Below are 26,302 nucleotides of genomic sequence, written 5' to 3' on the forward strand. Positions count from 1 at the left end.
GGTCAGAAGGGGAGCTTGCGGAAGATGGGGCGCGGCACGTGCGTGAGCACGGCCATGACCCCGCCGAACGCGGCGGGGGCGAAGACCGCGCCCTTACCGGCGCCGGCGTTCTTCACCGCGATGCGGGCGACCTCCTCCTTGTTGATGGTCAGCGGCGCCTCCTTGACGTGCGCCGACATCCGGGTGCGCACCTGGCCGGGCCGGATCACCAGGACGTCCACCCCGTGCTCGTCGAGTGCGTACCCGAGACCGGTGTAGAAGGAGTCCAGACCCGCCTTGGTGGAGCCGTAGACGAAGTTGGAGCGGCGGGCCCGCAGGCCGGCGGCCGAACTCATGGCGATGATCCGGCCGAAGCCCTGGGCCTTCATCCGCTCGGCGAGCAGCACGCCCACCGAGACCGCGCCGGTGTAGTTGATCTGCGCGATCTGGACGGCCTTGCGCTGGTCGGACCAGAGTTCCTCGTTCTCCCCGAGGAGGCCGAACGCGACGATCGCCACGTCGACGTCCCCGCCGGCGAAGATCGTCTCGAACGCCGCCGGGTGCGTGTCGGTGGCCGCGGCGTCGAAGTCCACGACCTCCACGGCGCTCGCGCCGGCGGCCGTCATCTCCGCCCGCGCGTCCTCCACACCGGGGTCACCGGGCAGGCAGGCCAGGATCACGCGCATCGGGCCCTGCTGCAGGTACTCGGCGCAGATGGCCAGGCCGATCTCGGAGGTTCCACCGAGCAGGAGCAGGGTCTGGGGGACGCCGACGGCATTGATCATGGGCAGGAGTCTACCGAGGGCGTCCGACACCGCCGGGGGCGCTCACCCGGTCAGAGCAGTTCGAGCCGCCGGCCCATGTCGGAGGCGAACACCCCGTGGGGGTCGATGCCGCGGCGGGTGGCGATCCACGAGTCGATCTCGGGGTACATGGCGTGGAACCGCTCGGCCGGGACGCGCGAGTCCTTGGCCGTGTAGAGCCGCCCGCCCATCGACATGACCTTGGCGTCGAGGTGGTTGACGAAGCTGTTGAGCCGGTCGTTGATGGGGAAGTCCACGCACACGTTCCAGCCCTCCATGGGGAAGGACAGCGGGGCCTGGTTCCCGGGGCCGAACAGCTTGAACACGTTGAGGAACGAGTAGTGCCCCGAGCGCTGGATGTCGCCGATGATCTCCTTGAAACCCTCGACCGCGCCCGGCGGGACGATGAACTGGTACTGCAGGAACCCCTTGGATCCGTACGCCCGGTTCCACTCCGAGAACAGGTCGAGCATGTGGTAGAACGCCGGCAGCGTCTTGATCTGGTTCCGCGACGTCCCGCCGAGGCGGTAGTAGACCTCGCCGATGGGGCCGAAGGTGTACTTGTTGGCCAGGCCGTTGGGGAACACGTCCGGGAACGTGATGAGCGGCTTGGCGTCCATCGCCAGCGGGTTCTTCGCCAGCTTCGGCGCGTACTCCTCGAGCTGGGCGAGCGTGGCGAGCGAGCCGCGGGAGACCGCCGCGCGGCCGAGCTTCGGCGGCGCGCTGATCGCGTCGAACCACGCGGACGAGTAGGTGTATTTCGACTCTGACCCGTCGGTGTGCAGGGCGATCGTCTCGTCGAGCGAGCCGGTCTGGTCGGAGTCGGCCAGGAAGTAGGCGGTCTCGGTGCGGGTCATGGAGATCCACACCTTGAGGATGATGCCGGTGAGTCCGTTGCCGCCGACGGTGGCCCAGAACAGCGTGCCGTCGGGGTCGTCGGCGGAGCCGCCCGGCTCGAGCGTGAGCACGCGGCCGTCCGCGACCAGCAGTTCCATGCGCGTGACGTGGTTGCCGAATGAGCCGGCGGAGTGGTGGTTCTTGCCGTGGATGTCGTGGCCGATCGCGCCGCCGACGGTCACCTGCCTCGTGCCCGGCAGGACCGGCACCCACAGTCCGAACGGCAGGGCCGCCCGCATGAGCTGGTCGAGGTTGACGCCCGCGTCGACCACGGCCAGCGCCCTCTCGGCGTTGAGCTCGTGGATGCGGTTGAACCGGCTCATGTCCACGACGAGCCCGCCGGAGTTCTGGGCGCTGTCGCCGTACGAGCGGCCGAGCCCGCGGGCGACCACGCCGCGCCGCAGGTGGGCCGGGGAGGAGGCGTTGGAGTCGTTGACCGCCGCGACGGCCGCGGAGATCTCGTCGACCGAGCGCGGGGTCAGCACGTGGCTCAACGCCGGGGCGGTGCGGCCCCAGCCGGTCAGGCGCCGGAGCTCGGTGTCCAGCGCGGTCGGGGCCGGTGTGGTGTTCTGCGCGGTGCTCACGCGGTCGAGGTTACCGCTCGCCGGCGTCGGAGCCCTCCCGCGACGTCCCCGCCGGGCACCCGCGGCGGCCCGCACGCCACGCCCGCCGCGGCCGGTGTGCACTCAGCCAGCGCGACCGCGCCGACATACGCTGCGTCTTCGACTTACGCGCCCGCCGTGGTCGATTCCGCCAGCGCAACCCCGCCGAATCTGGCGAAGAGCCAGCGTAGGGCGATGAGGCAGCGCATCCGGTGCCGGTCGCGCTGGCGGTCTGCTCGGCCCGCCGGGCCCGCGGGTGCTTCGCCCTCGGAGCGGCTACCGCGCTGCGGACCCACCGCGCTGCGGACCTACCGCTCTGTGGACCCGCCGCTCTGTGGACCCGCCGCGCTGCGGATCGACCGCAGGGCGGATCAACGCCGCTGACCCCGCCGTCCGCCACCGCGGACCTCTCCGACCCGCGCCGGTCAGTCGGGCCTGCAGCCGGAGGTGAAGGGGACGCCGCGGGCACGGTCGTCGACCCAGTCCAACGCCGGGCCGACCGCGGTGTACGCCGCGAGGATGTGCTCGCCGGGTACCGGCGTGTACTCGACGTCGGCACCGGCCGCGCACCACTCGTCCGCCAGCCGGCGGGCCGTCCACTCGGGGACGAACAGGTCGCCCGGCCCCTGCGAGGAGCCCGGGCCGGGGCCGATCGGGGCGGCGGCGTCACCGTGCCAGACCTGGACCGGCCCGGTCGGCACCTCCCGCGGGTCCGCGCCGTGGGCGGGATCGGGGGTGCCCAGGCGGTTGCGGGTCAGGACGGCCGCGACCGTGGGGTCGGTGCGGGGGTCGACGTCGGTCAGCGCGGACAGCGGCGCCGGGATGAGCCCGCCGGCGGTGTTGGCGGCGGCGCAGGCGTCGCGGAGGTGGTGCGCGATCACGTCGCCGGTGTCGTTGAGCAGCGGGTACAGCTCGGGGTACTCGCGCGCCAGGCCCAGGACGGCGGCGCGGTAGAGGCCGGAGGCGATCGTGCCGTCCATCGTGTCGAACAGGTCGGAGTAGTCGGAGGGCACGCCGCCGACCGATGAGCCGACGAGCACGCCGGTCAGCTCGGGGGCGTACACGGGTTGCAGCTGGGCGGCCCAGCCCGTGGCGATGCCGCCGCCGGAGTAGCCGACCTGCACGACGCGCGAGTCGGCGAACAACGGGCCGGCGTCACCGGGCGGGACGAAGGCGCGGGCGGCGCGGATCCCGTCGAGGACCGCGCGGCCGTTGGCGCGCCCCGCCGCATAGGCCGCCTTGGGCCCCTGGAAGTCGGTGACGACCAGGCCGTAGCCGCGGTCGGCGAGGATCTGCAGGAACGGCGGGAGTTCGAGGTTGAACGTGTGCGGCAGCGTGTGGGACGGCATGCACGTCAGGCCGAGCGAGTCGATCGTGACGTTGAACGACACGAGCGGCCGCGGACCGGGCCCGGGCCACTGGGTGGCGGGCTCGATGAGGGTCGACACTATCTGCTGCGGGCGGTCGTGGGAGTCGGTGCTCTGGACCAGGACCTGCCAGCCGCGGCCGAAGTTGCGGACGTTGTGCGGCGGGATCGTCACGTCCCGCGAGGCGAGGATCGTCCCCGGGGCGGTCGCGGGGTCCACGGCCGGCGGCGACGAGTACCACGGGTCCGGGGACGGGCTGGGCAGGTAGCGCTCGGGCGTGCGCTCGTGCTCGGGAACGGGCCGGAGCGCGGCGAACGGATCGGGGACCGCGCCCCCGTACGACGCCGCGCCCGCGGACGGCGCCGCGCCCGCGGACGGCGCCGCGCCCGCGGACGGCGCCGCGACCGCGGACGGCGCCGCCCCCGCGGACGGTGCCGTACCGGTGGGCTGAGCGGCCCCGGCGGGCGACGCGGAGAGCGCGCACGCCAGCGCCAGAAGTGCCGCCGCGACCGCGCGGCCGGAACGGAGGGGACGCCGCGACCTCATACGCTCACGGTATACGGCGCGGTCAGCGGCGGACGCGTCGCGCGCGCCGGGGGTGACCGGCGCGCGCGAACCGCGGGTACGGAGGTGGGCTCGCCCTACGCGGAGCCGCGGGTGGCGGGCGTCGACAGGACGACGCGTCCGGTGGGCGTGTACGACGGCGACGCCGGGCGGCGGTTGGGCGTGCGCAGCGGCGACGACGGCGGGATCGCCCGCCCGGTTGGCGTGTAGGAGAACGCGGTCGGCGCGTTGTTCATGGCGGGACTGCGGTACTGCGACATGGGACTCACTCCTGGTCGTGGAAGGACGACGGCCCCGGCTCGTCACCGCTGGGGCGGGACGACGACGGGGGTCGTTCGGGTGCGTGCGGGTGGAGGCGACGGCGGCTCACCCGGGGAGAAGGCGCGGACCTCGTGGTGTGGGCGCCGAGAAGAGATGGGGTGTGCCGCGAGCGGATCGCTCCAGCGGGGTCGGACGTGGTCGGCGGAGGTGTCGCCGGACGGTTCGACCGGAAACGGGCCGGTGTGCCCGCGATGGAGAAAAGGATGACACGCCCGCCGGTGCCGCACAAGCCCCTGTGTGGATGTTCACTCGTCGGAGCCGCGGCCTACCCTGTGCTGGTGAGTTCTTCCCCGAGAGACGCCGACGCCAGGAGCGACTCCGCCGATCCCGCCGACCCGGTCGATCCCGCCGATTCCGTCCTGGACTCGCTGCGGGGCGCCGTGGACCCGCTCGAGGCGCACCGCGAGTCCGACCCGCGGGAGGGCACCGATCTCAGGACGCAGATCGTGCGGTTCTTCCTCACCGGGGTGCTGTCGGCGGTCGTCGACTACGGCCTGCTCCAGCTGCTCATGCTGGCCGGCCTGGGCCACGGCCCTGCCAAGGCGCTGTCGTTCGTCGCGGGCACGCTCACCGCGTACGGCATCAACCGCCGGTGGACGTTCCGGGCCGAGCCGTCGCGGGCGCGCTTCATCGCCACGATGTGCCTGTACGCCCTCATGTTCGGCGTGCAGTGGGGTCTGTTCATGGTCCTCGTGCCGTTCTTCCACGGCCTGGACTGGAGCACCTTCTGGGCCACGACCATCGGGTACGTCATCGCCCAGGGCGTCGCGACGGTCACCAACTTCATCGTCCAGCGGACCGTGATCTTCCGGGTCCGCTGACCGGCATGTCCGTCGCGCTCCTGCTCGCCGCCGCGCTGGCGCTGCTGGTGGTGCCAGGCGCGCTGATCTGCCTGGCTGCCGGCGCGCGGTGGCGGGACGCTCTCGCCGCGGGCCCCGCCCTGACCACAGCGGTGGTGGCGGTGGGGTGCGCGGTCACGGCCGCCGCCGACGTGCGGTGGGACCTCGCCTCGGCGGGCGTGACCGCCCTCGTGGGGTTGCTCGGCGCCGCCGCGCTCGGTATCGCCGCCCGGGTCACCGACCGGGGGAGGTGGCGGCGGGGCGAGGGGTCCGATGACGACGACGAGGTGCGCGGTCGCGGGCCGGGCCCGGGGGTGGCCGACCTCGTCGTCGTCGCCCTGGCCCTCGTCCCGGCGGTCCAGGTCCTCGTCGCCACCCGCGGTCTCGCGGCCATCCCGCAGGGCTGGGACGCCATCTTCCACGGCGGCGCCACGCGGTTCATCGCCGAGACCGGGCTGGCCGGTCTCACCGACCTCGCGCCGGTGAGCCAGCCCGCCAACCCGCACTTCTTCTACCCGGACACCTATCACGCCCTGGCCTCCCTGCTGCTGGGCGTCGGCGGCGGGCTGCCGGAGGCCCTCAACGCCGTCTCGGCGGTCACGGGCGTGGTGTTCGTGCTGGGCGTCGCGGTGCTGGCGGGGCGGCTGTGCGGCGGGTCGAGGCTCGCGGCGGTCGGCGCGGCGGTCGTGGCGGGCGCGGCGTGGACCTTCCCGTACCTCGCGCTGGGCCGCGGACCGGTGCTGCCGTTCGCGCTGGGCGTGGCGGTGATCCCGGGCCTGGTCCTGCTGGGCGAGCAGCTCGCCGCGCGGCGGCCGTGCATGATGGCGCACGCGCTGCTGCTCGGGGCGGGCACGGCGGGGGCGTGGTCGGTGCACCCGTCGGTGGCGCTCGCCGCGGCGATCCCGCTGGCCGGCCAGGCCGTCGCCGGGTTGGTCGCCGCGCCCGGCACGCGGCCGAGCCTCGCGGTCCTCGGTGGCTTCGCGCTGGCAGCGGTCGCGGCGGCCCCGTACGTGCTGTGGTCGGCGACGATGGTCTCGGCCGGGACCACCGAGTCGCTCGCCGGGTTCTCGTGGCCGCGCGAGGTGGGCGTGCCGCGCGCGGTGGCCGGTGTGTTCGACCTCGGGCCCACCGCGCTGTCCTCGATCGGCATGGCGGTCGCGGTGCTCGTGGGCCTGGCGGTGGCGGTCGCCGACCCGCGGCGGCGGCGCCCGCTCGCCGCCCCCGCCGCCGCGCTCGTGGCCTACGGGGCGCTGTACGTCCTGGCCGCGGCGGTGCACGGCGACTGGGTGCGCGCGCTCACCGGCTTCTGGTGGGACGACTTCTACCGGTTCTCCTCCCTGCTGGTGCTGCCGTCGGCCGTGCTGGCCGGCGCGGGCGTGCGGGCGCTCGTCCCGCGCGGCTCGGTCCGCCGCCCGGCCGCTCGGACCGGTGTCGTGGTGGTGACCGTGCTGGGGCTGCTCACGGTCTCCGGGCACGCGGTCCTGGCCCGCGACCTGCGGGTGTGGGGCTACGACGACGGCCCGGCGGTCAACGACCGCGAACGTGCGGTGCTCGACGCGCTGGGGGAGCGGCACGAGGGCGGCGTGGTCCTGGGCGACCCGTTCGACGGCACCGCGTGGGCGTACGCGCTGCACGGGGTGCCCGTGGTGTTCGGCGCGCCGCTCGCCGACGACCCGGTCGCGCAGGTCGGCGCCGACCGCATGACCCTGTACACCTCGATGAACCGCTACGGCTTCGACCCGTCGGTCACGCACGAGGTGCTGCGACAGGACGTGCGCTGGGTGATCGTCGGCACCGGCGTCGTGGGCGGGCCGGGGCGGCCGGGCGGGTTCATCGGGCTCGACCTCAACCCCCACCTGCGGCTCGTCGAGGGCAACTCTGGCGCCCGGTTGTACGAGGTCCTGCCGGTGCCCGCGGACCACCCGCCGCTTCTGCCGCCGCCGGGGATCCCCCCGTTCACCCCGCCCGTGCAGCCCCCGAACACCGACTCACCGGTCGTCGACGCGGCGGGCGCCGGGCCGGCGACTAGCCTGGACGGCGCGACCGGGCCCTGAGCGGCCCGCCGCCGCGCGGCCCCCACGGGCCGTGTCCCCCGCACCGACCCCACCAGGAGCGCATCGCCTCATGGACGCCACCACCGTGACCGCCGCGGGCCCCGACACCGCCGCCCCGCAGCCCGAGCGCGACCTGCTGCTCCAGCGCACGCTGTTCTCGGGCCCGCGCCGGTGGGTCAACGACGACCTGTACTCGCGCATCGTGCGCGGGGTCGTGCGTCGTACCCGCGCCGAGCTGCACCTGGACGCCGGCGCGATCGTCGACACCAACACCTACTTCGGCCGGTTCGAGGCCTCGTACTGGCAGCGGTGGACCTGGGTCACCGAGCTCACCGTGCGCGTGTCCGTGGAGACGACCGGGCAGCTGGACGTGCTGGTCCGCGCCTCCGACATCGGCTCCCACGTGCGGACGGTGGACGTGGTCCACCACCACGGTGACGGGATGGCGGTGCTGCACGTGCCGGTGGACGCGTTCACCGACGGTGGCGCGATGTGGTTGGAGCTGCACGCCGTGGACGCGCCGGCGACCGTGTCGGAGGTGGTGTGGAGTGCGACGACGACGAGGCCGGCCCGCCGCGCCGCCGTGGCGATCTGCACGTTCAACAGGGCGGATGACTGTGCGGCCACGGTGGACTCGCTGGCCTCCGATCCCCTCGTCGCGGACCTCATCGACGACCTCTACGTCACGGATCAGGGCACCGATCCGGTGGAGACCCGCGATCCGTTCCGGCACGCGGCCGAGGAGTTCGGCGACCGGCTGCACTACCTGCGCCAGCCCAACCTCGGCGGCGCCGGGGGCTTCAGCCGCGGACTGTACGAGGCCACCGCTCCGGGCGCCGCCGGCCCGGTCGACGTGCTGCTCATGGACGACGACGTCCGGGTGGAGCCGGAGACGGTGCTGCGCCTGTTCGCCTTCGCCGCCGTGACGCGCGAGCCGATGCTCGTCGGCGCGCAGATGCTGTACCTGTTCAACCCCGACTACCTGCTGGTCTCGGCCGAGCGCACGCAGCTCGACGAGCTCCGCGGCGGCCTGGACGCCGACGAGTACGCGCTGCGCGACGAGTCGGTGGTCGGGAACCGGCAGGAGCGGCGGATCGACGCCGAGTACAACGCCTGGTGGTCCTGCCTCGTTCCCGGCGAGGCGGTGGAGGAGGTGGGCCTGCCGATGCCGTACTTCTTCCAGTGGGACGACATCGAGTACGGCCTGCGGTGCCGGCAGGCCGGGATCCCGACGTGCACGCTGCAGGGTGCGGCCGTGTGGCACGCGGACTTCTACTGGAAGGACGGCGACGACTTCGGTCAGTTCTTCTCCCAGCGCAACTCACTGGTCACCGCCGCGATCCGGCAGGGGATCGATCCGAAGAGCATGGCCAAGAACCTCGGGCGCAGTGTCCTGCGGGCGATGGTGGGTATGCAGTACGGGTTGGCGGCCACGCGGATGCGGGGGATCGAGGCGTTCCTCGACGGGCCCGACGGCTCCCGCGGGATGGGCGACGGCGGGCAGGCCGCGCTCGCCGCGATCCGGGCCGAGCGCGCGGAGTACCCCGAGACCGCCAAGCTCGCGGTGGAGGTGCTGCCTGCCGGAATCGGCGTCGAGCGCAAGGTGGGGATCCCGCGGGAGGACCGTGAGGATCAGGTGCTGGCCAAGCGGCTGCTCACGCAGAAGCTCGGCCGGCAGCGCCGCGGTGTGGTGGCGATCCCGTACGAGGACGCCGCCTGGTGGCACGTGTCGCTGTTCGACGAGGTCTACGTGACCGACGCCTCGCAGACCGGTGTGCACCACCGGAAGGTCGACCCGGCGCGGGTCTCCGAGCTGCAGAAGCGGCTCGCGTCGCTGCTGGCCCGGTTCGTCCGCGAGGCGCCCGCCGCGCAGCGGCGGTGGCGCGCGGCCCAGGCCGAGCTCACGACCCGGGAGAACTGGGCGCGGCTCTACGGGGTGTAGCGGCGCCGCCGCCGCGGCGATCCCGCCCGCTGCGCGGGGACTCCCGCCGGCTGCGTGGTCAGGCGGTGACGAGTCCCGCCACGATGTTGGTGACGACGTGGACGACGGCGCCGGGGACGAACGTCCCGGTCCGGTGTCGGAGCCAGCCCAACGCGTAGCCCGCCGCGAACTGGATCACGACGATCGGCCACATGCCGGCGTCGATCAGGAGCAGGGCGAGGTGCGGGACGACGAAGGCGGCCGCCTGCAGCAGGTTCCCGCGGGCGAATCCGAGTCGACGCACGAGGACGCCGCCGAGGAGTCCGCGGAAGAACACCTCCTCGCCCACCGCCCGCAGCGCGACGCCGACGACGGCCCCGGTCGAGGTGACCCGGGCGATCGTGACGCCGGGATCGTCCACCACGCCGACGGGCGCCAACGCGATCGCCAGCCAGCTCGCTGCCAGGAGTGGCGCGAGCAGGACCAGCGCCCACCCGTAGTCCGAGGGCGCGCCCCGACTCGCCCCGATCCGGTCGAGCGCGGTCGCGGCCGACGGGTCTCTACCGCGCGACCGCACGATCACGTAGACGACCGCCGGTCCGCTGAAGAGGACGAACTCGGTCACCGGCTCAGCCTAAGGCCGGTCCGATCGGCCACGGACGGCTATGTGACGGGCTACCGCACTCACCGGCACCTAGGGTGGGCTGATGGTCGAGATCGTGTGTTCCGTGGTGGGCCTCGCGCTCATCGTGTTGGTTCTGCTGGACGTGTTCCACACGCTGATGCACCCCGCCGGCTCCGGGTACATGAGTCCCCACGTCTTCGCGCTGGTCTGGCGGGTGTCCCGAGCGACGGGTCACCGGGTGGCGGGCGCGGTGGGCCCGACGGCCGTGGTCACGGTCATCCTGGTGTGGGTCGCGCTCGTGGGGCTGGCCTGGGGACTGATCTACTACCCACACGTGCCCGCGGATTTCACCTACTCCGACGGGATCGATCCACACAGTCTGCCGGCGTTCGCCGAGGCCCTGTACTTCTCCTTCGTCACCCTGGCGACCGTCGGCTTCGGTGACATGGTCCCCTCCGGATCGTGGATCCGGTGGGCCTCGCCGCTCCAGGCGTTGATGGGGTTCGCGTTGCTCACCGCCGCCCTGACCTGGTTCAACCAGGTGTACCCACCCCTGTTGCGGCGTCGGGCTCTCGCGCAGGAGCTCTCGCGACTGGCCGAGGTGGACTACGCCCGGCGGATCCCGGAGCTGCCCGTGGACCCGGTGTGTGCCCGGCTGGCGGCGGTGACCGACAAGGTCGAGGCGGTACGTATCGACTTCTTCCAACACTCCGAGGGCTTCTACTTCCGGGAGAAGTCCGCGGATCTGTCCCTGCCACGACAGTTGGCGCACGCTGTACGACTGTCAGAGCTCGCGTCGGAGGGGTCGCACACCGCGGTGCAGCTGGGCTCTCGCCAGCTCGCCGTCGCCCTGGACCGGCTCGCGAGCACGTTGGACCAGCAGTTTCTGCACAACGAAGGTTCGCCCAGCGAGGTGTTCGCCTCCTACCTGGACGAACATCACCCGTAGGTCGCCGCGCACCGGCCGGCGTTCATCCACAGGCCCGACGTGTCCACAGGCGGGCCCCGGGGACGTCGTCGGTAGCCAGGTCCCGGCAGCGGCGTGCCGCAGAGTGTGGGGCATGGACCCATCCACTCTGGACCGCACCCGCCCGACCGCCGACCTCGCCGGATTGCCGCCGGGCCCGCTGACCACCGCCGAGCTGGCCGCCGCCGTCCCCGACGCCCGGGCCCGCCGTCGTTACGAGCGGATCTGGCACGGGGTGTACCGGCGCGAGGATCAACCCGACGACCTCCGTCTGCGCAGCGTGGCCCTGGCCCGGACCTGGCCGGAGGGGGTGCTGCGCGGACGCAGCGCCGCCCTGCTGTGGGGCGACGACTCGGTGCCCGCGGACGCACTGCCCGAGATCTGGCTGCCCTCGACGCGTCGGTCCCGTCCGGGGCGGGTGTACCGCTACGGATCCCTCCCGCCCGCCGCCGTCACCGAGATTGACGGACTGCGGGTCACCACCCCGCTGCGCACATGCCGCGACCTGGCCGGCGACCTGGGATTCGAGGAGGCGGTGGTGTCCGTGGAGCGGCTGTGCGCGATGGTGCCCGAGCTGCCGGGGCAGCTGGTGGGCGCGGTCGAGCACCCCGCAGGGCGAGGCGCCCGCGACTTCGCCGCCGTCGCCCGCGCCGCGGACCCGCGATCGGGGTCGGCCCTCTCGACGCGGGCGCGACTGGAGCTCCGCGCGGCGGGAGTCGGCGACTTCGGGCACGGCCACGCCGTCCGACTGGGGCACTTCACGGTGGAGCTGCCCCTGGCCGACCCCGGAGCCCGCTGCGTGGTCTTCAGCTCCGGCAACGGGGCGGCGCCTTCGGGCCCCGGTCGCGACGCCGAGAGGTACCGCGAACAGTTGTCGCACGCCGGATGGACCGTGATCGTGGTCCGCGGACCCGCCGCCGTGGCACCAGCGGTGCGTGACCACGGCGTGGGCTACCGCGCGGCCGCCGTGCTGCGGGCGCGGTGGCCCTCGTCAGAGGTCTCCTACCCGCCGGCCGATGACCCCGCGGCCGACCCGCACGGGATGTGGTCCGGCCCGCGGCGTTGAGGCCGCGGGCCGGGATTCCGTGGGTACGGCGGATCAGCGGGTGTAGTCGGTGGCCTTCTCGTAGCGGCCCTGCTCGTCCCAGACCCGACGCAGGAGCTGCTCGAGCTCCCACACGTCGCCCTCGCTGCCGAAGTACTTGCGGTCGATCGTGCCGAGCTTGTCCTCGTTCTCGAGGATCTTGCTCCACAGCCGGGCGCGCTCGACCGGGTCGTCGGTGAAGTCCTTGTTGAGGTACTCCCGCGAGTAGCGCTTGAGGTTCCCCAGGACGGTGAGCGCCTTGCCGGCCGGACTGACCAGCGAGGCCACGATGGTCACCACGAGCACCACCACGATCACGCCCAGCGACAGCAGCGTGGGCACCTCGACCACGTCGACGTGCTCGCCACCGTTGATGAACGGCAGGTTGTTCTCGTGCAGGGCGTGCAGCACCAGCTTGACGCCGATGAAGCCCAGGATCGCCGCCAGGCCGTACTTGAGGTAGACGAGCCGGTCGAGCAGGCCCTCCAGCAGGAAGTACAGCTGGCGCAGGCCGAGCAGCGAGAACGTGGTGGCGGTGAAGACGATGAAGACGTTCTGGGTGAGGCCGAAGATCGCGGGGATCGAGTCCAGCGCGAACATGATGTCGGTGCCGCCGATCGCGACCATGACGATCATCATGGGCGTCATGACGCGCTTGCCGTTCTCGACGGTGAACAGCTTGTCGTGGTCGTAGTGATCGGTCGCCGGGATGACCTTCTTGGCGAACCGGACCATGACGTTGTCGACCTCGTCGTCGTCCTCGTCATCCTCGGCCAGCAGGCGGCCGGCGGTGACGATGAGGAACAGGCCGAACACGTAGAACAGCGCGCTGAACTGGTTGAGCAGTGCGGCGCCCACGAAGATGAACGCGGTGCGGGCGATGATCGAGAAGACGATGCCGAACAGCAGCGCCTTCTGCTGACCCGCCTTGGGCACCTTGAAGCTGGTCAGCAGCAGCAGGAACACGAACAGGTTGTCCACCGAGAGCGCCTTCTCGGTGAGGTACCCGGCGAAGTACTCGATACCCATGTCCGTGCCGCCGAATATCCACACGGCGAAGCCGAAGAGGACCGCGACGCCCACGTAGAGCGAGGACCAGATCGCCGACTCTCTGATCGTCGGAATGTGCTCCTTGCGCACATGGAAGAAGTAGTCGAACAGCAACAGCGCGACGATCAGGCCGACTGACAACGACCATGCGAGCGGGGTGGCTCCCAACGGGGGGTCCTTTCCGGGGAGGGCCGGTTGACCGGATCATCCTACCCGCGCGTGGCGGAGGTGACCCCCCGACGGCCGGTCGCCGCGGGCCGGAACGGAGCCGTTCGCGCAGGGGGCGGCGCTAGGCGCGGCGTCGGATGAACATCGTGTGCCGGGCCTCGACGACCGTCCTGCCGCGGCTGTCGGTCACGACCGCGGTGTGGACCACGCTGGTGCTGGACCGCGTGGTCAGCTGTTCGCGGATCGAGTCCGCCTCCGCGTGCGGCACCTCGACGACGCACCGGAGCCGGCCGCGGCCGGGGGAGCGGAAGTCGATCGTCGCACTCTTGGTCCACACCTGGTAGCCGCCGCCCAGCTGTCCGGACAGCAGCGCCCCGTAGAGCACGTCGGTCGCGGCGAACAGCGCGCCGCCGAACGCGGTGCCGTTGGTGTTGGCGGTCCACGGCGCCACGTGCATGTTCAGTTCGCCGCGGGTCCAGTCCGGGGCGACGTGCCGGATGCGGATCCCCGACCCCAGCAGCGGTGGGTAGAGCGAGGCCAGGACGGGGAACGCCCGGGGGCTGGAGGTGTATCGGTGCAGCATGGTCTTGGGCACCGCCCGATCCTAACTTACCGGCGAGTCAGTTCAGCGGACCCGGCAATCCCACGCATTCTCTGGACACGAGCCCGACCTTTGTCTACTTTCAGGGCCACGACCATCGACTACAGGGCCGCGGGTCCTAGGCGGGGAGGCGTGACATGAGGATCATCGTGGATCCGGACCGGTGCGAGGGACAGGCCGTGTGCGTGGGACTGGCGCCGGCGGTGTTCGCGCTGGATGACGACGACGAGGTGGTGCGCCTGCTGGTCGACGACATCCCCGAGGAGCACGAGAAGCGCGCCCGCAAGGCCGTCGCCAAGTGCCCGATGGCGGCTCTGCGCGAGGCCTGACGAGCGCGGCTCCGCGGCCCCGCGGCTACCGGGCCGGCCAGGCCGAGGGGTCGCGGCCGGTGAGCGCGAGCGCCTCGTCCCGCGCGGACACGTCCGGGCCGTCGAAGCCCGGGACCGCCGGGTCGAACAGCTCCGGGGCCGGGTTCTCGGCGAGGTCGGTCCGCACGAACTCCAACACGGCCCGCTCGAGTTCGTCGCCCCAGCGCAGGTCCATGCCCTGCGAGGAGGCGATGTCCCACGCGTGGACGGCCAGGTCGAACACCTGCTGGGCGAGGTAGTGCTTCGCGGGCGCCAGCCCGTAGGACACGTGCACCTCGTCGTCGTCGCCGGTTCCGCGCCACGCCGCGGCGACCGGTGCCTTCACCGACTCCCAGTCCTCCACCAGCTCGGGACCGGAGGCGTCGCGCAGGCGACGCAGGCGGTCCTCGAGGTCGTCGGACACCTCATCGACCGTGCCGCCGGCGAGCAATCCCGGCACCCAGAGCTGCTCGTCCACGACGTGGGCCAACACCTCGCGCGTGGTCCAGTCGCTACACGGGGTGGCGGCGTCCCAGTCGGTGACGGCGGGGAGCACCTCGTCGTACAGGTCGGCGGCGCGGGTCTGCAGGGCGATCCAGTCGGTCATGCCCCCATCCTGCCGCATTTCCGCACACCGGCTCTGGCCCCCGAAATCCGCTACCTTCCCTCGGGATCCGCTACCCCTACGGGCATAGCGGATCCGGAGCCGGGGTAGCGGATTCTCGCGGGTCAGGCGCCGGGCTTCTCGAACCGCTCGCCCGCGCCCATGCGCTGCAGGCGCAGCCACTCGCGGAAGCCCGCGGGATCGCGGCGCGAGACGAGGAAGTACCAGCCGAAGCGCACGATCTCCTGGGGGATGAGGCGCCGGTTGCCGGGCTGGGTGAGGACGTAGCCGCGGTTGCGGTAGGTGAAGTGCCGCTTGACCGGGTCGTCCGGGAACTGTGTGTGCATGCGGCCACCGAGGATCGGCTTGAACTCGTCCGAGCCCTGGGGGTGCAGGTAGGCGGTGGTCAGGCACGTGCCGAACTGCAGGCCCGAGCGGACGAGGCGGCGGTGCACCTCGACCTCGTCGCCGCGGATGAACAGGCGCAGGTCGGGCACGCCCACGCGGTCCAGGCAGTCGGCGGTGAACAGGGCGCCGTTGAACAGCGACGCGATGCCGGGCAGCAGGTCCTCGGTGTTCTCGCCGTCGCCGGCCGCGCCCGCTCCGGTGAAGAGCTCCGAGCGCCGGCGCCGCCACACCACCCCGCGCCGCAGGGGGAAGGCCAGTCGGTCGGGGTCGGCGAGGTCGCACACCACCGGCGAGACCTCGGCGAGGCCGTGGTGGTCCATGCAGTGCAGCAGGGTGGCCAGGACGTCGGGCCCCTCGGGGCGGCCGTCGTCGTCCGCGCACCATACGAGGTCGGCGCCAGTGGCCAGCGCGTGCAGCATGCCCAGCGCGAAGCCGCCGGCGCCGCCGAGGTTGTGCTTGGAGCCGATGTACGTGGCCTCGACCGGCTGGGACTCGACGAGCTCGCGCACGGCGTGCTCGTCGGCGTTGTCCACCACCACCAGGTGGTCGATCGGACGGGTCTGGCCGCACACCACGGCCAGGGACTCGCGTAGCTGCTCGAGTCGGCGGTGGGTGACCACCACGGCCACGACCCGGCGGGCGTCGGCCGCTCCCCGGTCCGCGCCGCCCGCGGCGGCCCCGCTCTCAGCCCTCATGCTGCATCCTGCCGATGTACTCGCCGATCGAGCGCCCGGCCTCGGGGCCCTCGTAGGCGGTGACGATCTCCTCGATGCTCCCGCGCTGGCGGATGCGGCCGTGGTCGATCCACATGGCCGAGTCGCACAGCTGGGCCAGGAATTCGTTGGAGTGGGAGGCGAACACCAGGATTCCCGAGCGGGAGACGAGCTCGGCGAGCTTGACCCGCGCCTTCTTCATGAACTCCGCGTCCACGGCGCCGATACCCTCGTCGAGCAGCAGGATCTCCGGGTCGATCGAGGTCACCACGCCCATGGCCAGGCGCACGCGCATGCCGGTGGAGTAGGTCCGCAGCGGCATGTCCAGGTAGTCACCGAGCTCGGTGAAGTCGGCGATCTCGTCGACCTTGGCCTTCATCTGCTTGCGCGTCTGGCCGAGGAAGAGGCCGCGGATGATGATGTTCTCGTAGCCGGAGATCTCGGGATCCATGCCCACACCGAGGTCGAACACGGGTGCCACGCGGCCGCGGATCCGCGCCGCGCCGCGGGTGGGCTCGTAGATGCCGGACAGCAGGCGCAGCAGCGTGGACTTGCCGGCGCCGTTGTGCCCGACGAGGCCGATGCGGTCCCCCTCGCGGAGGGAGAGGGTGATGTCCTTGAGGGCTTCGACGACGACGACGTTGGACGCGTTCCGGCCGATGGCGCCTCCCGCGGAGCCGAGGACCGCCTTCTTGAGGGACCGCGATTTGGCGTCGAAGATCGGGAAGTCCACGCACGCGTCCACGCAGTCGATGGACACGCCGCCGGGGGTGGGCGCAGCGGAGCTCATGGGATGTACCTCCTACACCCAGTACGGGACTCGGGAGCGGAACCGGCGCAGTGCCACAAAGGCGAGCGCCAGACCGACTGCGGTGCAGGCCAGGACGATCCACCAGTGGTAGGCGGCGACGGGCTCACCGATCATCGGCGCCCGCACGATCTCCAGGTAGTGGTAGAGCGGGTTGAGCTCGGCGATGCGGGCGCGGTCGGCGATGTCGCCGCCCTGCTCGTACAGCGTCTGCGTGGTCCACACGATGGGGGTCATGTAGAACAGCAGCTGCACCATCGAGTCCAGCAGCGGCGCGATGTCGCGGAACCGCGTGGCCAGGATGCCGAACAGCATCGCCACCCACACGCCGTTGACCATGAGCACCGCCAGGCCCAGGACGGACAGCAGCAGCTCCCAGCCCAGCGGCCGCGGGAAGATCACCATGAGCAGCACCCAGATGACCAGGTTGTGGCACAGGAACAGGAATTGCCGCCAGACCAGCCGGTAGACGTGCACGCTCAGCGCGCTGGGCAGCTGTTTGATCAGGCCCTCGTTGGCGATGAAGACCTCGGAGCCCTCCTTGATGCAGCCGGAGATGAAGCCCCACATGATGAGGCCCACCGTGACGTGGGGGAGGAACTCGGCGAGCGGGATCTGGAAGAGGATTGAGTACAGCAGGCCCAGCGCCACGGCCATGACGCCGGTGGCGATGGTGATCCACAGCGGGCCCAGCGTGGAGCGGCGGTAGCGCTGCTTGATGTCCTGCCAGCCCAGGGACAGCCACAGCTCGCGCTGGCCGAGCCCCTGGCGCAGGTCGGCCACGGCCCGGCGGAAGGTGTGGGAGTCGTTGACGATCTCGCCCCGCACGCGCTCGTCGGGGAGCGTCGCCGAGGTCGGATCGGGGAGGGACTGGTCCTGCACGAGGGCTCAGCGTACTAGAGGTCCGGCCGGTGGCAGCCCCGCCGCGAGGGCGCGTAGACAGTAGAGATGACGACCAGTACGCAGATCCAGCTCGCGAGCCGTCCCACCGGATGGCCGACCCACGGAAATTTCCGCACGGTCACCGTCGACCTCCCCGAGCTCGCCGAGGGCGAGATCCGGGTGACCAACGAGTTCATCTCGGTGGATCCCTACATGCGGGGTCGGATGAACGAGGGACGCTCCTACATCCCGCCGTTCGAGCTCGACGAGACCATGACCGGCGCGGCCGTGGGCCGGGTCGTCGAGTCCCGCTCGGACGACCACCCCGTCGGCGCGGTGGTTCTGCACAACGACGGGTGGCGCGACGTCGCCCAGGGTGACGCCCGGCAGTTCCGCGTGGTGCAGGAGATGGACGGGGTGCCGGTCTCGGCCTACCTCGGCGTCCTCGGCACCACGGGCCTCACCGCCTACGTGGGGCTACTGCACATCGGCCGGTTCCAGGCCGGCGAGAGCGTGTTCGTCTCCGGCGCGGCCGGGTCGGTCGGCTCGGCGGTGGGGCAGATCGCCAAGCTCATGGGCGCCTCGAAGGTCGTCGGCTCGGCCGGCAGCCCGGAGAAGGTGGCCACCTGCATCGAGCGCTACGGGTTCGACGCCGCGCTCAACTACAAGGACGGCCCCGTCCGGAAGCTCCTGCGCGAGCACTTCGGCAGCGAGAACGGCGAGGGGATCGACGTCTACTTCGACAATGTGGGCGGAGACCACCTCGAGGCCGCGATCGACCTCATGAACGACGGCGGCCGCCTGGCCCTGTGCGGCGCGATCAGCTCGTACAACGACTCCGAGCGCAAGCCCGGCCCGGACAACCTCTGGTACGCCATCACCCGCGGGCTGACGCTGCAGGGCTTCACGGTGAACAACTACATGCACCTTTTCAAGGAGTTCGCCGAGAAGGTGGGCCCGTGGGTGGCCTCCGGCGAGCTGAAGTTCGACGAGACGGTGGTCGAGGGGATCGACAACTCGGTCGACGCGTTCCTCGACCTGATGAAGGGCGCCAACACCGGCAAGATGCTCGTCAAGATCTGACATCCCGGGGCTCCCACCGGGCCCGGCCGGCGGTGGGGCAGGCTGGTGGCCATGACGCCGATCCGTCGAGCCGCGCCCGCCACCCGCCTCCGGAGACGGGCCCGCCGCCGTCTCGACACAGTCCGCGCCGCCGCGGACGCCCGGTGGGGGCGGCCCCGCGAGGGCCACGGGCCCGTCTACCTCGTCGCGCCGGCGGGCAACCCCAACCACGGTGACGAGCAGCTGCTGGCCGGATGGCTGCGGTTCCTGCGCCACCGGCTGCCCGGCACGCCGGTCGTGGTGGACTGCCACACGCCGGGTCAGGCGGCGGTGCTGCACCACTCCGAGCATCCGGACGTGCTGTTCACCGACACCCTGTGGCGGCTGGCCGCGCAGAGGGCCGAGGCCGGCGCCGCGGCGGCGGTGGAGTTCGCGCGCCGCGCGGTCGCCGAGCTCGGCACGGACCCGGCGGTCGCCTCGGGCATCGACCTCGCGCGCAGCGCGTCGGTCATCCACCTGATCGGCGGGGGTTACGTCAACGACCAGTGGCCGCACCATCTGGGCGTGGCCGCGGCGGCCGGAGAGCTCGGTCGGCTCGCGGGGGCGCGCGTGGTGGCCACCGGTCAGGGGCTGCTGCCGTGCGGCGAGCCCGCGCTGCTGGCCGACGCGCTGCGCGGGTACGAGTTGGTCACCGTCCGCGACGCCGGGTCGCTCGAGCTGCTCGCGGACAGCGACCTCCCGGTCCGGCACGTGGGTGACGACGGCTGGCTCGCGCTCTCCGCGCCCGGCGACCTCGACGCCGTCGCAGGCGGCCGGCTCCTCATCGACCACCCCGTCTACTCCACCGATCCCGACGCCTGCCGGGACGTGGTGCTGTGCGCGCAGTCGGACCTCGCCGACCCGGTCGCGGTGGCCGACACCGTCGCCCGCGTGCTGGCCGACTGGGGGGTTCCGGGGGAGAGGATGTCGGTGGTCGAGGCGATCCCCGGCGGGGACCGCGTGGTGTGGGACCTGGTGTGCGCGCGGGCGAGGGCGGCCGTCGGTGGCGGCGCGGGATCTGACGGCGACGACGAGGTGGGCCGCGCACTGGCCGCCCTCCAGCTGCACCGCGCGCGTTTCGTGTCCTTCCGGGAGGTGTGGGCCGAGGGGCTCCCCGCCAGGCCGGGGCAGGTCTGGCTGACGACCCGGTTCCATCCGCATGTGTTCGCCGCGGCCCGCGGCGCCTCCGGGGTGGCCGTGCGCACGGGGTCGGCCTACTACGACGTCAAGCACGGTTCGCTCGCCGACGCCGGGTCGCCGTGGGTCACCGTCGGTGTGGGCGAGGAGCGCGTCCCGGCGTTCCCGACCGCCGGCGGATTCGACCCCGAGGCGGTCACCGGGCACGTCCGCGCCGCGGTGGCGTTGGCAGAGGAGCTCTACCCGCTCGGCTGAGTCCGCCGGGCGGCGCTTTGTGCAACTAGTTGCACAAAGCGGGGGCTGGCCGTACGGTCGGCGACAGGCGCTCGTCGCGCCCCACCTCGCCGAAAGGAATGCCGATGGCTCTGCCCTCCGTACTCGCCGGCCCGCTCACCGTCCCGGTTCTCGCCTCGCCGATGTTCATCTACTCGGGTCCGGAACTAGTGGCCGCCCAGTGCCAGGCCGGGGTGATCGGTGCGTTCCCCGCGCTCAACGCGCGGCCGCAGTCGCTGCTGGGGGAGTGGCTCGATCAGATCACCGAGAGCAACGCGGCCTACGCCGCGGCGAACCCGGACCGGTACGTGGCGCCGTTCGCCGTCAACCAGATCGTCCACCGGTCCAACGACCGGCTAGAACAGGATCTGGCGACGGTCGTCGAGCACGAGGTACCCATCGTCATCACCTCACTCGGCGCTCGTGAGGAGGTCAACGAGGCCGTCCACTCCTACGGTGGGATCGTCCTCCACGACGTCATCAACAACCGCTTCGCCCGCAAGGCCATCGAGAAGGGCGCCGACGGGCTGGTCGCGGTGGCCGCCGGGGCCGGAGGCCACGCCGGCACGCAGTCCCCGTTCGCGCTCCTCCGGGAGATCCGCGAGTGGTTCGACGGCCCACTGCTGCTGTCCGGGGCCATCGCCCACGGGCGGTCCGTCCTCGCCGCGCAGGCGGCAGGAGCGGACCTCGCCTACGTCGGTTCGGCGTTCCTCGCGACGGAGGAGTCGCGGGCGACGCCGGAGTACAAGCAGATGATCGTCGACAGTTCCGCCGACGACATCGTCTACAGCAACCTGTTCACCGGCATCCACGGCAACTATCTCCGGGGCAGCATCGAGGCCGCCGGGCTGGACCCGGACAACCTGCCGGAGTCGGACCCGTCGGCCATGGACTTCGGCTCGGGCGGGGCGAACGACTCCAAGGCGTGGCGCGACATCTGGGGAGCCGGGCAGGGCGTGGGCGCCGTCCGCTCCACCGGCACCGTCCGCGACCTGGTCGATCGCCTGCGGGGCGAATACGACGAGGCGCTGGACGCCCTCACCGCCGGCGTCGCCGCGCTGCGCTGAGCCGATGTCGCTGAAGTTCGCGATCCTCACCTCGCTCACCGAGCGGAAGGGCAGCGGGATCGAACTCGCCCGACGCTTCGACAGGTCGATCGGGTACTTCTGGCCCGCCACCCACCAGCAGATCTACCGCGAACTCGACCGGCTGGCCTCGGCCGGTCTGATCCGGGAACTGCCACAGGACAGCCCGCCCCGGCGCGGACAACCCAGGCGGTTCGCGGTCACCGACGACGGCCGCCGATCGCTGGTCGAGTGGATCGGCGAGGACGACGCCCCGGACGTGACGCGGTCGACCCTCGCGGTCCGCGTCCGGGCCGCCGCCGCCACGGGCCGGACCGACGAGGTCCGCCGCGCCCTCGAGCACCACCGCGGCAGGCGACGGGAGAACCTCGAGCGCAACCTCGAGATCGAGAGGCGCGACTTCTCCGCCGTCGACCCGTCGGACCTGCGCGGCGTCCTCCAGCACCGCGTCCTCACGCTGGGCATCGAGGAGGAGCGGGTCTGGCTGACGTGGTGCGACGAGACGTTGGAGGCGCTGGACCGGCTGCCGGCGCGGTGAACGGTCTCCGGGGTCGTCCGTCTCCCGCCCTCCGAGCCGACGCCCCTCACTGGGCGAGTAGCTCCCGGAGGGTTGACGCCCCGTCGTAGCTCGTCCGGAACAGTCCGCGGCGCTGCAGGACCGGGATCACGAGATCCACGAAATCCTCCAGGCCGTCCGGGTAGCTCGGAGGCATGAGGTTGAACCCGTCGGCCGCGCCCGCCCGGTACCAGCGCTCGATCTCGTCCGCGATCGACTCGGGCGTACCGAGCATCGTGCAGTGCCCTCCGCCCGCCGCGAGGGTACCAAGCAGCTCGCGCACGGTGGGCGAGTCCTTGCGGACGATCCGGAGGATGGTCTCGTAGCGGCCCTGCGGCCCCGCGAACTCGGCCAGCGGCGGCAGCTCCGGAACAGGCGCGTCGAGCTCCCAGTCGGAGCAGTCCTGCCCGGTGAACAGCGACAGCTGGGCCAACGACTCCTCGACCGGCAGCAGGGCGTCGAGCTCCGCCTTCTTCTGACGGGCTTCCGCCACCGTCGACCCGACATACGTCACCAGTCCGGGCATGACGACCAGCGAGTCCGCGTCCCTGCCCGCCGCCTCCGCCCTCCGCCTCAGGTCCGAGGCGTACGCCGTCGCGGCGTCGTCGTCATAGGCGACGGCGTAGATCCCCTCGGCGTGCCGTGCCGCCAGGTCCCGGCCCGGGTCCGACGATCCGGCCTGGAACAGAACCGGGCGGCCCTGCGGCGACCGCGGCACGGTGAGTGGTCCGTCCACCAGGAAGTGCTCGCCCGCGTGGCGCACCGCTCGCACCTTCGCCGGATCCGCCCACAACCCGGTGCGGTCGAGGACCAGTGCGTCGGCGTCCCATGAATCCCACAGGGCGAGGGCGGTCTGCACGAACTCCTCGGCCCGCTCGTACCGCTCGGAGTGCCCCGGCAGTGAGGCCATCCCGTGGTTGCGCGCCTCCGCGTCGAACATGGAGGTCACCACGTTCCATCCGATCCGTCCGCCGCTGATGTGGTCGAGCGAGGCCAGCATGCGGGCGGCGTGGAACGGCGTGAAGAACGTGGTGGACACGGTGCTCACCAGTCCCACGTGTCGGGTCGCCCGCGCCATCGCCGACAGTGCGGTCAATGGCTCGAGGAACCACCACGAGCCGCTGCCCGGGTCGAGCACCGAGTGGCCGTCGGCGAAGAACACCGCGTCGAGGCAGCCCCGCTCCGCCGTCCGGGCCAGCTCCTCCCAGTACGCGATGTCGCCGAGTCGCTCCACCGGGGAACCGGGCTGGCGCCACGCGGCGGAGTGGTGGCCGCAACCGAACAGGAACGCATTGACATGCAGCATGGGGACATCCCTTCGCCGGCACTACCCGGAGCAGGTTCAACGGGTCTCATCTCAGCCGCCCCCGGTGGGCGGCACCCCGTGTCGTGACCCCTAGTCTAGACCCCGTCGACGGTCAGCAGGATCTTCCCGTGCGACTCCCCGGACTCCAGCAGGGCCAGCGCCTCGGCTGCCCGCTCCAGGGGGATCTCACGGAAGACCCTCGTGGTGACGTCACCGGCCGCGACCATCGGCCACACGTGATCCACGACCTCCCGGCAGATGCCCGTCTTGCCGCCGGGGCCGTCCACCGGCCGCGCCCGGAGGTTCGTGGCGAGGACGCCGGCCCTCTTGGGCAACAACCTGCCCAGGTTGAGCTCGCCCTTCACCCCGCCCTGGAGTCCGATGACGACCACGCGACCGTCCGGCGCCAGGGACGCGATGTTCGGCTCGAGGTACTTCGCGCCCATCACGTCGAGGACCAGGTCGACGCCTCTGCCTCTCTCGTCGTCGTCGGTCCATTCCCTCACCCGCTCGACGAAATCCTCGTCCCGGTAGTCGATCACCAGCTCGGCGCCCAGCTCGCGGCACATGGCCACCTTCTCCGGCCCGCCGGCCGTGGCGGCGACCCGGGCCCCCAGCGCGCGGCACACCTGGATCGCATGGGAGCCGATGCCGCCCGCGCCACCGTGGATCAGCACCCGCGGCGCCCCCAGTTCGGTCCGGCCCCAGTGCGCGTCCGCCGCGAGGATGCCCCGACCGAGCCCACCCGTCATCGCCAGGTTCGACCACACCGTGCACGCCACCTCGGGAAGCGACGCCGCCTCGTGCAGCGAGACCCCCGCCGGAAGGGGCATGACCTGGCCTGCCGGGACGGCGACCTTCTCGGCGTACCCGCCGCCGGCCAGCAGGGCGCACACCTCGTCGCCGACCGCCAGGCCCTCCACGCCCTCGCCGACCGTCGAGATGCGTCCGGAGCACTCCAGGCCGAGGATCTCCGAGGCACCGGGAGGCGGCGGGTAGTGCCCCTTGGTCTGCAGGAGGTCGGCGCGGTTGACGGCCGACGCCGCCACGTCGATGAGCACCTCACCCGCGGCCGGGACCGGGTCGGCGACCTCGGTCAGATGCAGGGAGTCGGGACCGTTGTCGTACGCGATGGCCTTCATGCCCTCGACCGTAGCCGGACTGGGTGACGGCGGGCGAGGTGAACTAGCATGGGCGACGTCGTACAGGCGGTTCCACGTGGAACCGGCGTGGCCGCGCGTGTCGTGGTCGGCGGCGCAGGAAGTGTGGCAGAGCGGCCGAATGCACTCGCCTTGAAAGCGAGCGTGCCTGAACAGCACCGGGGGTTCAAATCCCTCCACTTCCGCAATGGGCCCGGCCCTCGGGGGCCGGGTCAGGCGGTGGTCTCGCGCAGATCGGACGCCGAGACGTAGCGGATGATCTCCAGGATCCGCGTGTAGGAGCGGGACTTGCCCGACACGATCGAAGTGTGGTCCTCGTCCTCGAACATGACGAGCTTGGCCCGACCGCCCCGACGGTTGACCTCGTCCACGTAGCGCTGCGAGTTCTCCGGCGCCACGGTCACGTCCTGCCTGCCGTGCAGGGCGATCACCGGGGTTCCCGTGTCGATGTTCTGAATGGGATCCACCGATGTGTAGCGGCCCGATACCTCGTCGGGTGTGCCACCGAGCATGGCGACGATCCTGTCGTCACCGTGGGTGGCCCCGTAGGCCATGTCCAACGGCCCCGCGATCGAGATGACGCGGGTGGGGCGGAAGCTCGGCTTGGAGCCCACCTCCCCGTCCTCGAGCTGGTGTCGGGTCGCCGCCCAGACGGCGAGTTGTGCGCCGGTGCTGTGGCCCACCACCACCTCGTCGTCGGTGGTGATCTGCGGGAACCTCTTGTCGACTTCGGTGACGTGGTCGAGCGCGTCGGCCACGTCGCGGAAGGTGATGGGCCAGCCGCCGCCCGACCCGATGTGTCGGTACTCGATGTTGTAGACCGCCATCCCGCGGCTGGCGAGTTCGCGGGCCAGGTGGTCGAACGAGCTCGTCCCGATCTCCTTGTGCCAGGCCCCGCCGTGGATGAGCACGGCCAGCGGGATGGAGTCGACCTTCTGGTCACCTGCCGGGAGGTAGAGGTCGGCCCAGTTGTGCTCCGGGTCGGGAGCGGGGTAGCGGGTGGGGTACTCGAAGCGCTGCACCGTGACCTCGTCCAGCCGGACGGGGCCCGCGTACGTCGGTTCGACCGTGGGGGCCGCGCTCGTCGTCATGCATCCCACGAGGAACAGCGAGCCGACCGACAGGGCCGCGCCGAGCACGGCCGGGCGTCTGTACCTGCCGAGGTCTCGACCTGACATGGTGCCCACTTCCTCAGGAGTCAATAAGGCTGAAAATCCTCTTTCTCCATGTGGACACGTCAGCGAAGTGCGGAAGTGTGGCCGGAAGTTCGGAGAGTGAAACCCATCTTACAAACTTGCGGAGCATTTCGGCGGCCCGGGTGTCCCCGAGTTCCCCCGCGCCCGGTCAACGGGCGGTCAGCGGCCGCCTGCCCGGGGTTCGTCCTCTCCCGTCGTGGCCTCGTCCTCCGCCACGGCACCGTCGGCTCCGGGCAGACCCGCGCCGACTCCGCCGACGTCGGTGATCGTCCAGTCGGAGGCGCGGTCCATGGTGAGCGTGTAGGTGGCCGTCGCCGCGACGCCCTCCGGGGTCTGCTTGCTCCGGGACGTCATGTCCACGAAGACCTGAACGACGAACGTGTCCCCGTCGGTCTCCGAGACCTCCGCCGCGAGCAGGCGCGCGGTGGAGGTGTACTCCATCCGCGTCAGCCAGGGGCCCACCACATCGACGGCGGCCTCGAGCTTGGGGGCGAGCTGATCGCTCACGCCCTCGGAGAGAGCGTCGCGCCACCCGTCGAGATCCTCGTAGTCGACAGCGGAGACCGCCATCGCGTACTCGGAGGCCACCTCCTCGGCAGCCGCCTCGGTGTCGAGCCGCCCCTGCAGCTGCGCGAGCCGCGCGTCCGAGTCGTCGGTGGCCCAGAGGGTGGCAAAGACGGCTGCGGCCACGAGCGCCGCGACGGCAACGACGGCGAGGACGCGCGTCGATCGCCACCACGGCGTCGCCGTGCGGTCGGCGGTAGCGGTGGGCGCGGCGGTGGTGGGCTCTGTCGTGGTGGGCTCGGTGGTGGACTCTGTGTCTGCCATGTGGCGGGCTCCTCGGGGCGGATCGTCAGGACGGTGGTCTGTTGTGGCGCGGACGC

The 26,302-nt window shown here is 71.9% G+C and carries 25 protein-coding genes, 1 tRNA gene and 1 riboswitch; of the genes, 11 read left to right on the top strand and 15 right to left on the bottom strand.

Annotated elements, in window-relative coordinates:
* Positions 1-2: 2 nt before the first annotated feature.
* The 4 genes from dprE2 to A6035_RS01970 all read right to left on the bottom strand — a co-directional run bounded on the left by dprE2 (position 3) and on the right by A6035_RS01970 (position 4,472).
* Positions 3-764, bottom strand: coding sequence for a decaprenylphospho-beta-D-erythro-pentofuranosid-2-ulose 2-reductase (gene dprE2 / locus A6035_RS01955; RefSeq protein ID WP_108846387.1), 762 nt, complete (start codon positions 762-764; stop codon positions 3-5).
* 50 nt (positions 765-814) lie between these two features.
* A complete protein-coding gene (gene dprE1, locus A6035_RS01960) occupies positions 815-2,263 on the bottom strand; it encodes a decaprenylphosphoryl-beta-D-ribose oxidase (protein ID WP_108846388.1) in 1,449 nt (482 codons plus the stop codon).
* Between the two features lie 443 nt (positions 2,264-2,706).
* Positions 2,707-4,194, bottom strand: a complete 1,488-nt coding sequence (locus A6035_RS01965) for a lipase family protein (RefSeq protein ID WP_108846389.1) — start codon at positions 4,192-4,194, stop codon at positions 2,707-2,709.
* Positions 4,195-4,289: 95 nt separating this feature from the next.
* Complete coding sequence (locus tag A6035_RS01970) at positions 4,290-4,472, bottom strand: hypothetical protein (RefSeq protein ID WP_063972292.1); 183 nt, start codon at positions 4,470-4,472, stop codon at positions 4,290-4,292.
* A gap of 333 nt (positions 4,473-4,805) precedes the next feature.
* On the opposite strand from A6035_RS01970, the gene A6035_RS01975 reads away from it, so the two are divergent.
* The 3 genes from A6035_RS01975 (at position 4,806) to A6035_RS01985 (ending at position 9,368) form a co-directional block, all read left to right on the top strand.
* Positions 4,806-5,354, top strand: a complete 549-nt coding sequence (locus A6035_RS01975; protein ID WP_341867179.1) for a GtrA family protein — start codon at positions 4,806-4,808, stop codon at positions 5,352-5,354.
* Positions 5,355-5,359: 5 nt separating this feature from the next.
* Complete coding sequence (locus tag A6035_RS01980) at positions 5,360-7,426, top strand: DUF6541 family protein (RefSeq protein WP_108846390.1); 2,067 nt, start codon at positions 5,360-5,362, stop codon at positions 7,424-7,426.
* A 70-nt stretch (positions 7,427-7,496) separates the two neighbouring features.
* Positions 7,497-9,368 (top strand): glycosyltransferase, encoded by a 1,872-nt coding sequence (locus A6035_RS01985; RefSeq protein WP_108846391.1) that lies wholly within the window; start codon positions 7,497-7,499, stop codon positions 9,366-9,368.
* Between the two features lie 58 nt (positions 9,369-9,426).
* Here A6035_RS01985 and A6035_RS01990 read toward each other — a convergent pair whose 3' ends face one another.
* Positions 9,427-9,972 (bottom strand): CPBP family intramembrane glutamic endopeptidase, encoded by a 546-nt coding sequence (locus A6035_RS01990; RefSeq protein ID WP_108846392.1) that lies wholly within the window; start codon positions 9,970-9,972, stop codon positions 9,427-9,429.
* Positions 9,973-10,054: 82 nt separating this feature from the next.
* On the opposite strand from A6035_RS01990, the gene A6035_RS01995 reads away from it, so the two are divergent.
* Both A6035_RS01995 and A6035_RS02000 read left to right on the top strand, forming a co-directional pair.
* The gene (locus tag A6035_RS01995) at positions 10,055-10,921 is read left to right on the top strand and encodes a potassium channel family protein (RefSeq protein WP_108846393.1); all 867 of its coding nucleotides are present in this window, start codon (positions 10,055-10,057) and stop codon (positions 10,919-10,921) included.
* 112 nt (positions 10,922-11,033) lie between these two features.
* The gene (locus A6035_RS02000; protein WP_108846394.1) at positions 11,034-12,005 is read left to right on the top strand and encodes a hypothetical protein; all 972 of its coding nucleotides are present in this window, start codon (positions 11,034-11,036) and stop codon (positions 12,003-12,005) included.
* Between the two features lie 33 nt (positions 12,006-12,038).
* On the opposite strand, the gene A6035_RS02005 is transcribed toward A6035_RS02000, so the two are convergent.
* Together A6035_RS02005 and A6035_RS02010 are read right to left on the bottom strand one after the other, a co-directional pair.
* Positions 12,039-13,241, bottom strand: a complete 1,203-nt coding sequence (locus A6035_RS02005; protein WP_108846395.1) for a TerC family protein — start codon at positions 13,239-13,241, stop codon at positions 12,039-12,041.
* A 121-nt stretch (positions 13,242-13,362) separates the two neighbouring features.
* The gene (locus A6035_RS02010) at positions 13,363-13,836 is read right to left on the bottom strand and encodes a PaaI family thioesterase (protein WP_108846396.1); all 474 of its coding nucleotides are present in this window, start codon (positions 13,834-13,836) and stop codon (positions 13,363-13,365) included.
* 143 nt (positions 13,837-13,979) lie between these two features.
* Here A6035_RS02010 and A6035_RS02015 point away from each other — a divergent pair, with 143 nt between their 5' ends.
* The gene (locus A6035_RS02015) at positions 13,980-14,171 is read left to right on the top strand and encodes a ferredoxin (RefSeq protein ID WP_108846397.1); all 192 of its coding nucleotides are present in this window, start codon (positions 13,980-13,982) and stop codon (positions 14,169-14,171) included.
* A gap of 25 nt (positions 14,172-14,196) precedes the next feature.
* Here the strand turns inward: A6035_RS02015 and A6035_RS02020 are convergent, their stop codons facing one another.
* The 4 genes from A6035_RS02020 to wzm all read right to left on the bottom strand — a co-directional run bounded on the left by A6035_RS02020 (position 14,197) and on the right by wzm (position 17,604).
* Positions 14,197-14,796 (bottom strand): TIGR03086 family metal-binding protein, encoded by a 600-nt coding sequence (locus A6035_RS02020; RefSeq protein ID WP_108846398.1) that lies wholly within the window; start codon positions 14,794-14,796, stop codon positions 14,197-14,199.
* A gap of 122 nt (positions 14,797-14,918) precedes the next feature.
* Positions 14,919-15,896: a galactofuranosyltransferase GlfT1 gene (glfT1, locus tag A6035_RS02025; protein WP_108846399.1), complete on the bottom strand. Its 978-nt coding sequence runs from the start codon at positions 15,894-15,896 to the stop codon at positions 14,919-14,921.
* Positions 15,886-16,704 (bottom strand): galactan export ABC transporter ATP-binding subunit Wzt/RfbE, encoded by an 819-nt coding sequence (gene wzt / locus A6035_RS02030; RefSeq protein ID WP_108846400.1) that lies wholly within the window; start codon positions 16,702-16,704, stop codon positions 15,886-15,888. Before wzt ends, glfT1 begins: the two co-directional genes overlap by 11 nt.
* Positions 16,705-16,716: 12 nt before the next feature.
* Positions 16,717-17,604: a galactan export ABC transporter permease subunit Wzm/RfbD gene (wzm, locus tag A6035_RS02035; RefSeq protein ID WP_108846401.1), complete on the bottom strand. Its 888-nt coding sequence runs from the start codon at positions 17,602-17,604 to the stop codon at positions 16,717-16,719.
* 66 nt (positions 17,605-17,670) lie between these two features.
* Between wzm and A6035_RS02040 the strand changes: the two genes are divergently transcribed.
* The 4 genes from A6035_RS02040 (at position 17,671) to A6035_RS02055 (ending at position 21,738) form a co-directional block, all read left to right on the top strand.
* Entirely contained in the window at positions 17,671-18,687 is a 1,017-nt protein-coding gene (locus A6035_RS02040) for an NADP-dependent oxidoreductase (RefSeq protein WP_108846402.1), read from the top strand.
* Between the two features lie 51 nt (positions 18,688-18,738).
* On the top strand, positions 18,739-20,097 hold the full coding sequence (locus tag A6035_RS02045) for a polysaccharide pyruvyl transferase family protein (protein WP_108846403.1): 1,359 nt from the start codon (positions 18,739-18,741) through the stop codon (positions 20,095-20,097).
* Between the two features lie 104 nt (positions 20,098-20,201).
* Entirely contained in the window at positions 20,202-21,182 is a 981-nt protein-coding gene (locus tag A6035_RS02050; RefSeq protein ID WP_108846404.1) for an NAD(P)H-dependent flavin oxidoreductase, read from the top strand.
* Positions 21,183-21,186: 4 nt separating this feature from the next.
* On the top strand, positions 21,187-21,738 hold the full coding sequence (locus tag A6035_RS02055; RefSeq protein WP_108846405.1) for a PadR family transcriptional regulator: 552 nt from the start codon (positions 21,187-21,189) through the stop codon (positions 21,736-21,738).
* A gap of 46 nt (positions 21,739-21,784) precedes the next feature.
* On the opposite strand, the gene A6035_RS02060 is transcribed toward A6035_RS02055, so the two are convergent.
* Together A6035_RS02060 and A6035_RS02065 are read right to left on the bottom strand one after the other, a co-directional pair.
* Positions 21,785-23,062, bottom strand: coding sequence for an LLM class flavin-dependent oxidoreductase (locus A6035_RS02060; protein WP_108846406.1), 1,278 nt, complete (start codon positions 23,060-23,062; stop codon positions 21,785-21,787).
* A riboswitch (TPP riboswitch) is annotated at positions 23,053-23,151 on the bottom strand. Its footprint overlaps the gene before it by 10 nt.
* Before the next feature lie 6 nt (positions 23,152-23,157).
* Positions 23,158-24,204, bottom strand: coding sequence for an NAD(P)H-quinone oxidoreductase (locus tag A6035_RS02065; RefSeq protein ID WP_108846407.1), 1,047 nt, complete (start codon positions 24,202-24,204; stop codon positions 23,158-23,160).
* Between the two features lie 117 nt (positions 24,205-24,321).
* On the opposite strand from A6035_RS02065, the gene A6035_RS02070 reads away from it, so the two are divergent.
* A tRNA-Ser gene (locus A6035_RS02070) sits at positions 24,322-24,407 on the top strand.
* 27 nt (positions 24,408-24,434) lie between these two features.
* Here A6035_RS02070 and A6035_RS02075 read toward each other — a convergent pair.
* Together A6035_RS02075 and A6035_RS02080 are read right to left on the bottom strand one after the other, a co-directional pair.
* Positions 24,435-25,400, bottom strand: a complete 966-nt coding sequence (locus A6035_RS02075) for an alpha/beta hydrolase family protein (protein ID WP_412523610.1) — start codon at positions 25,398-25,400, stop codon at positions 24,435-24,437.
* Positions 25,401-25,577: 177 nt separating this feature from the next.
* Entirely contained in the window at positions 25,578-26,246 is a 669-nt protein-coding gene (locus A6035_RS02080; protein WP_108846409.1) for a hypothetical protein, read from the bottom strand.
* Positions 26,247-26,302: the final 56 nt, after the last annotated feature.

Origin of the sequence: Dietzia lutea, from assembly GCF_003096075.1 — a bacterium.
GTDB classification, from domain to species: domain Bacteria; phylum Actinomycetota; class Actinomycetes; order Mycobacteriales; family Mycobacteriaceae; genus Dietzia; species Dietzia lutea.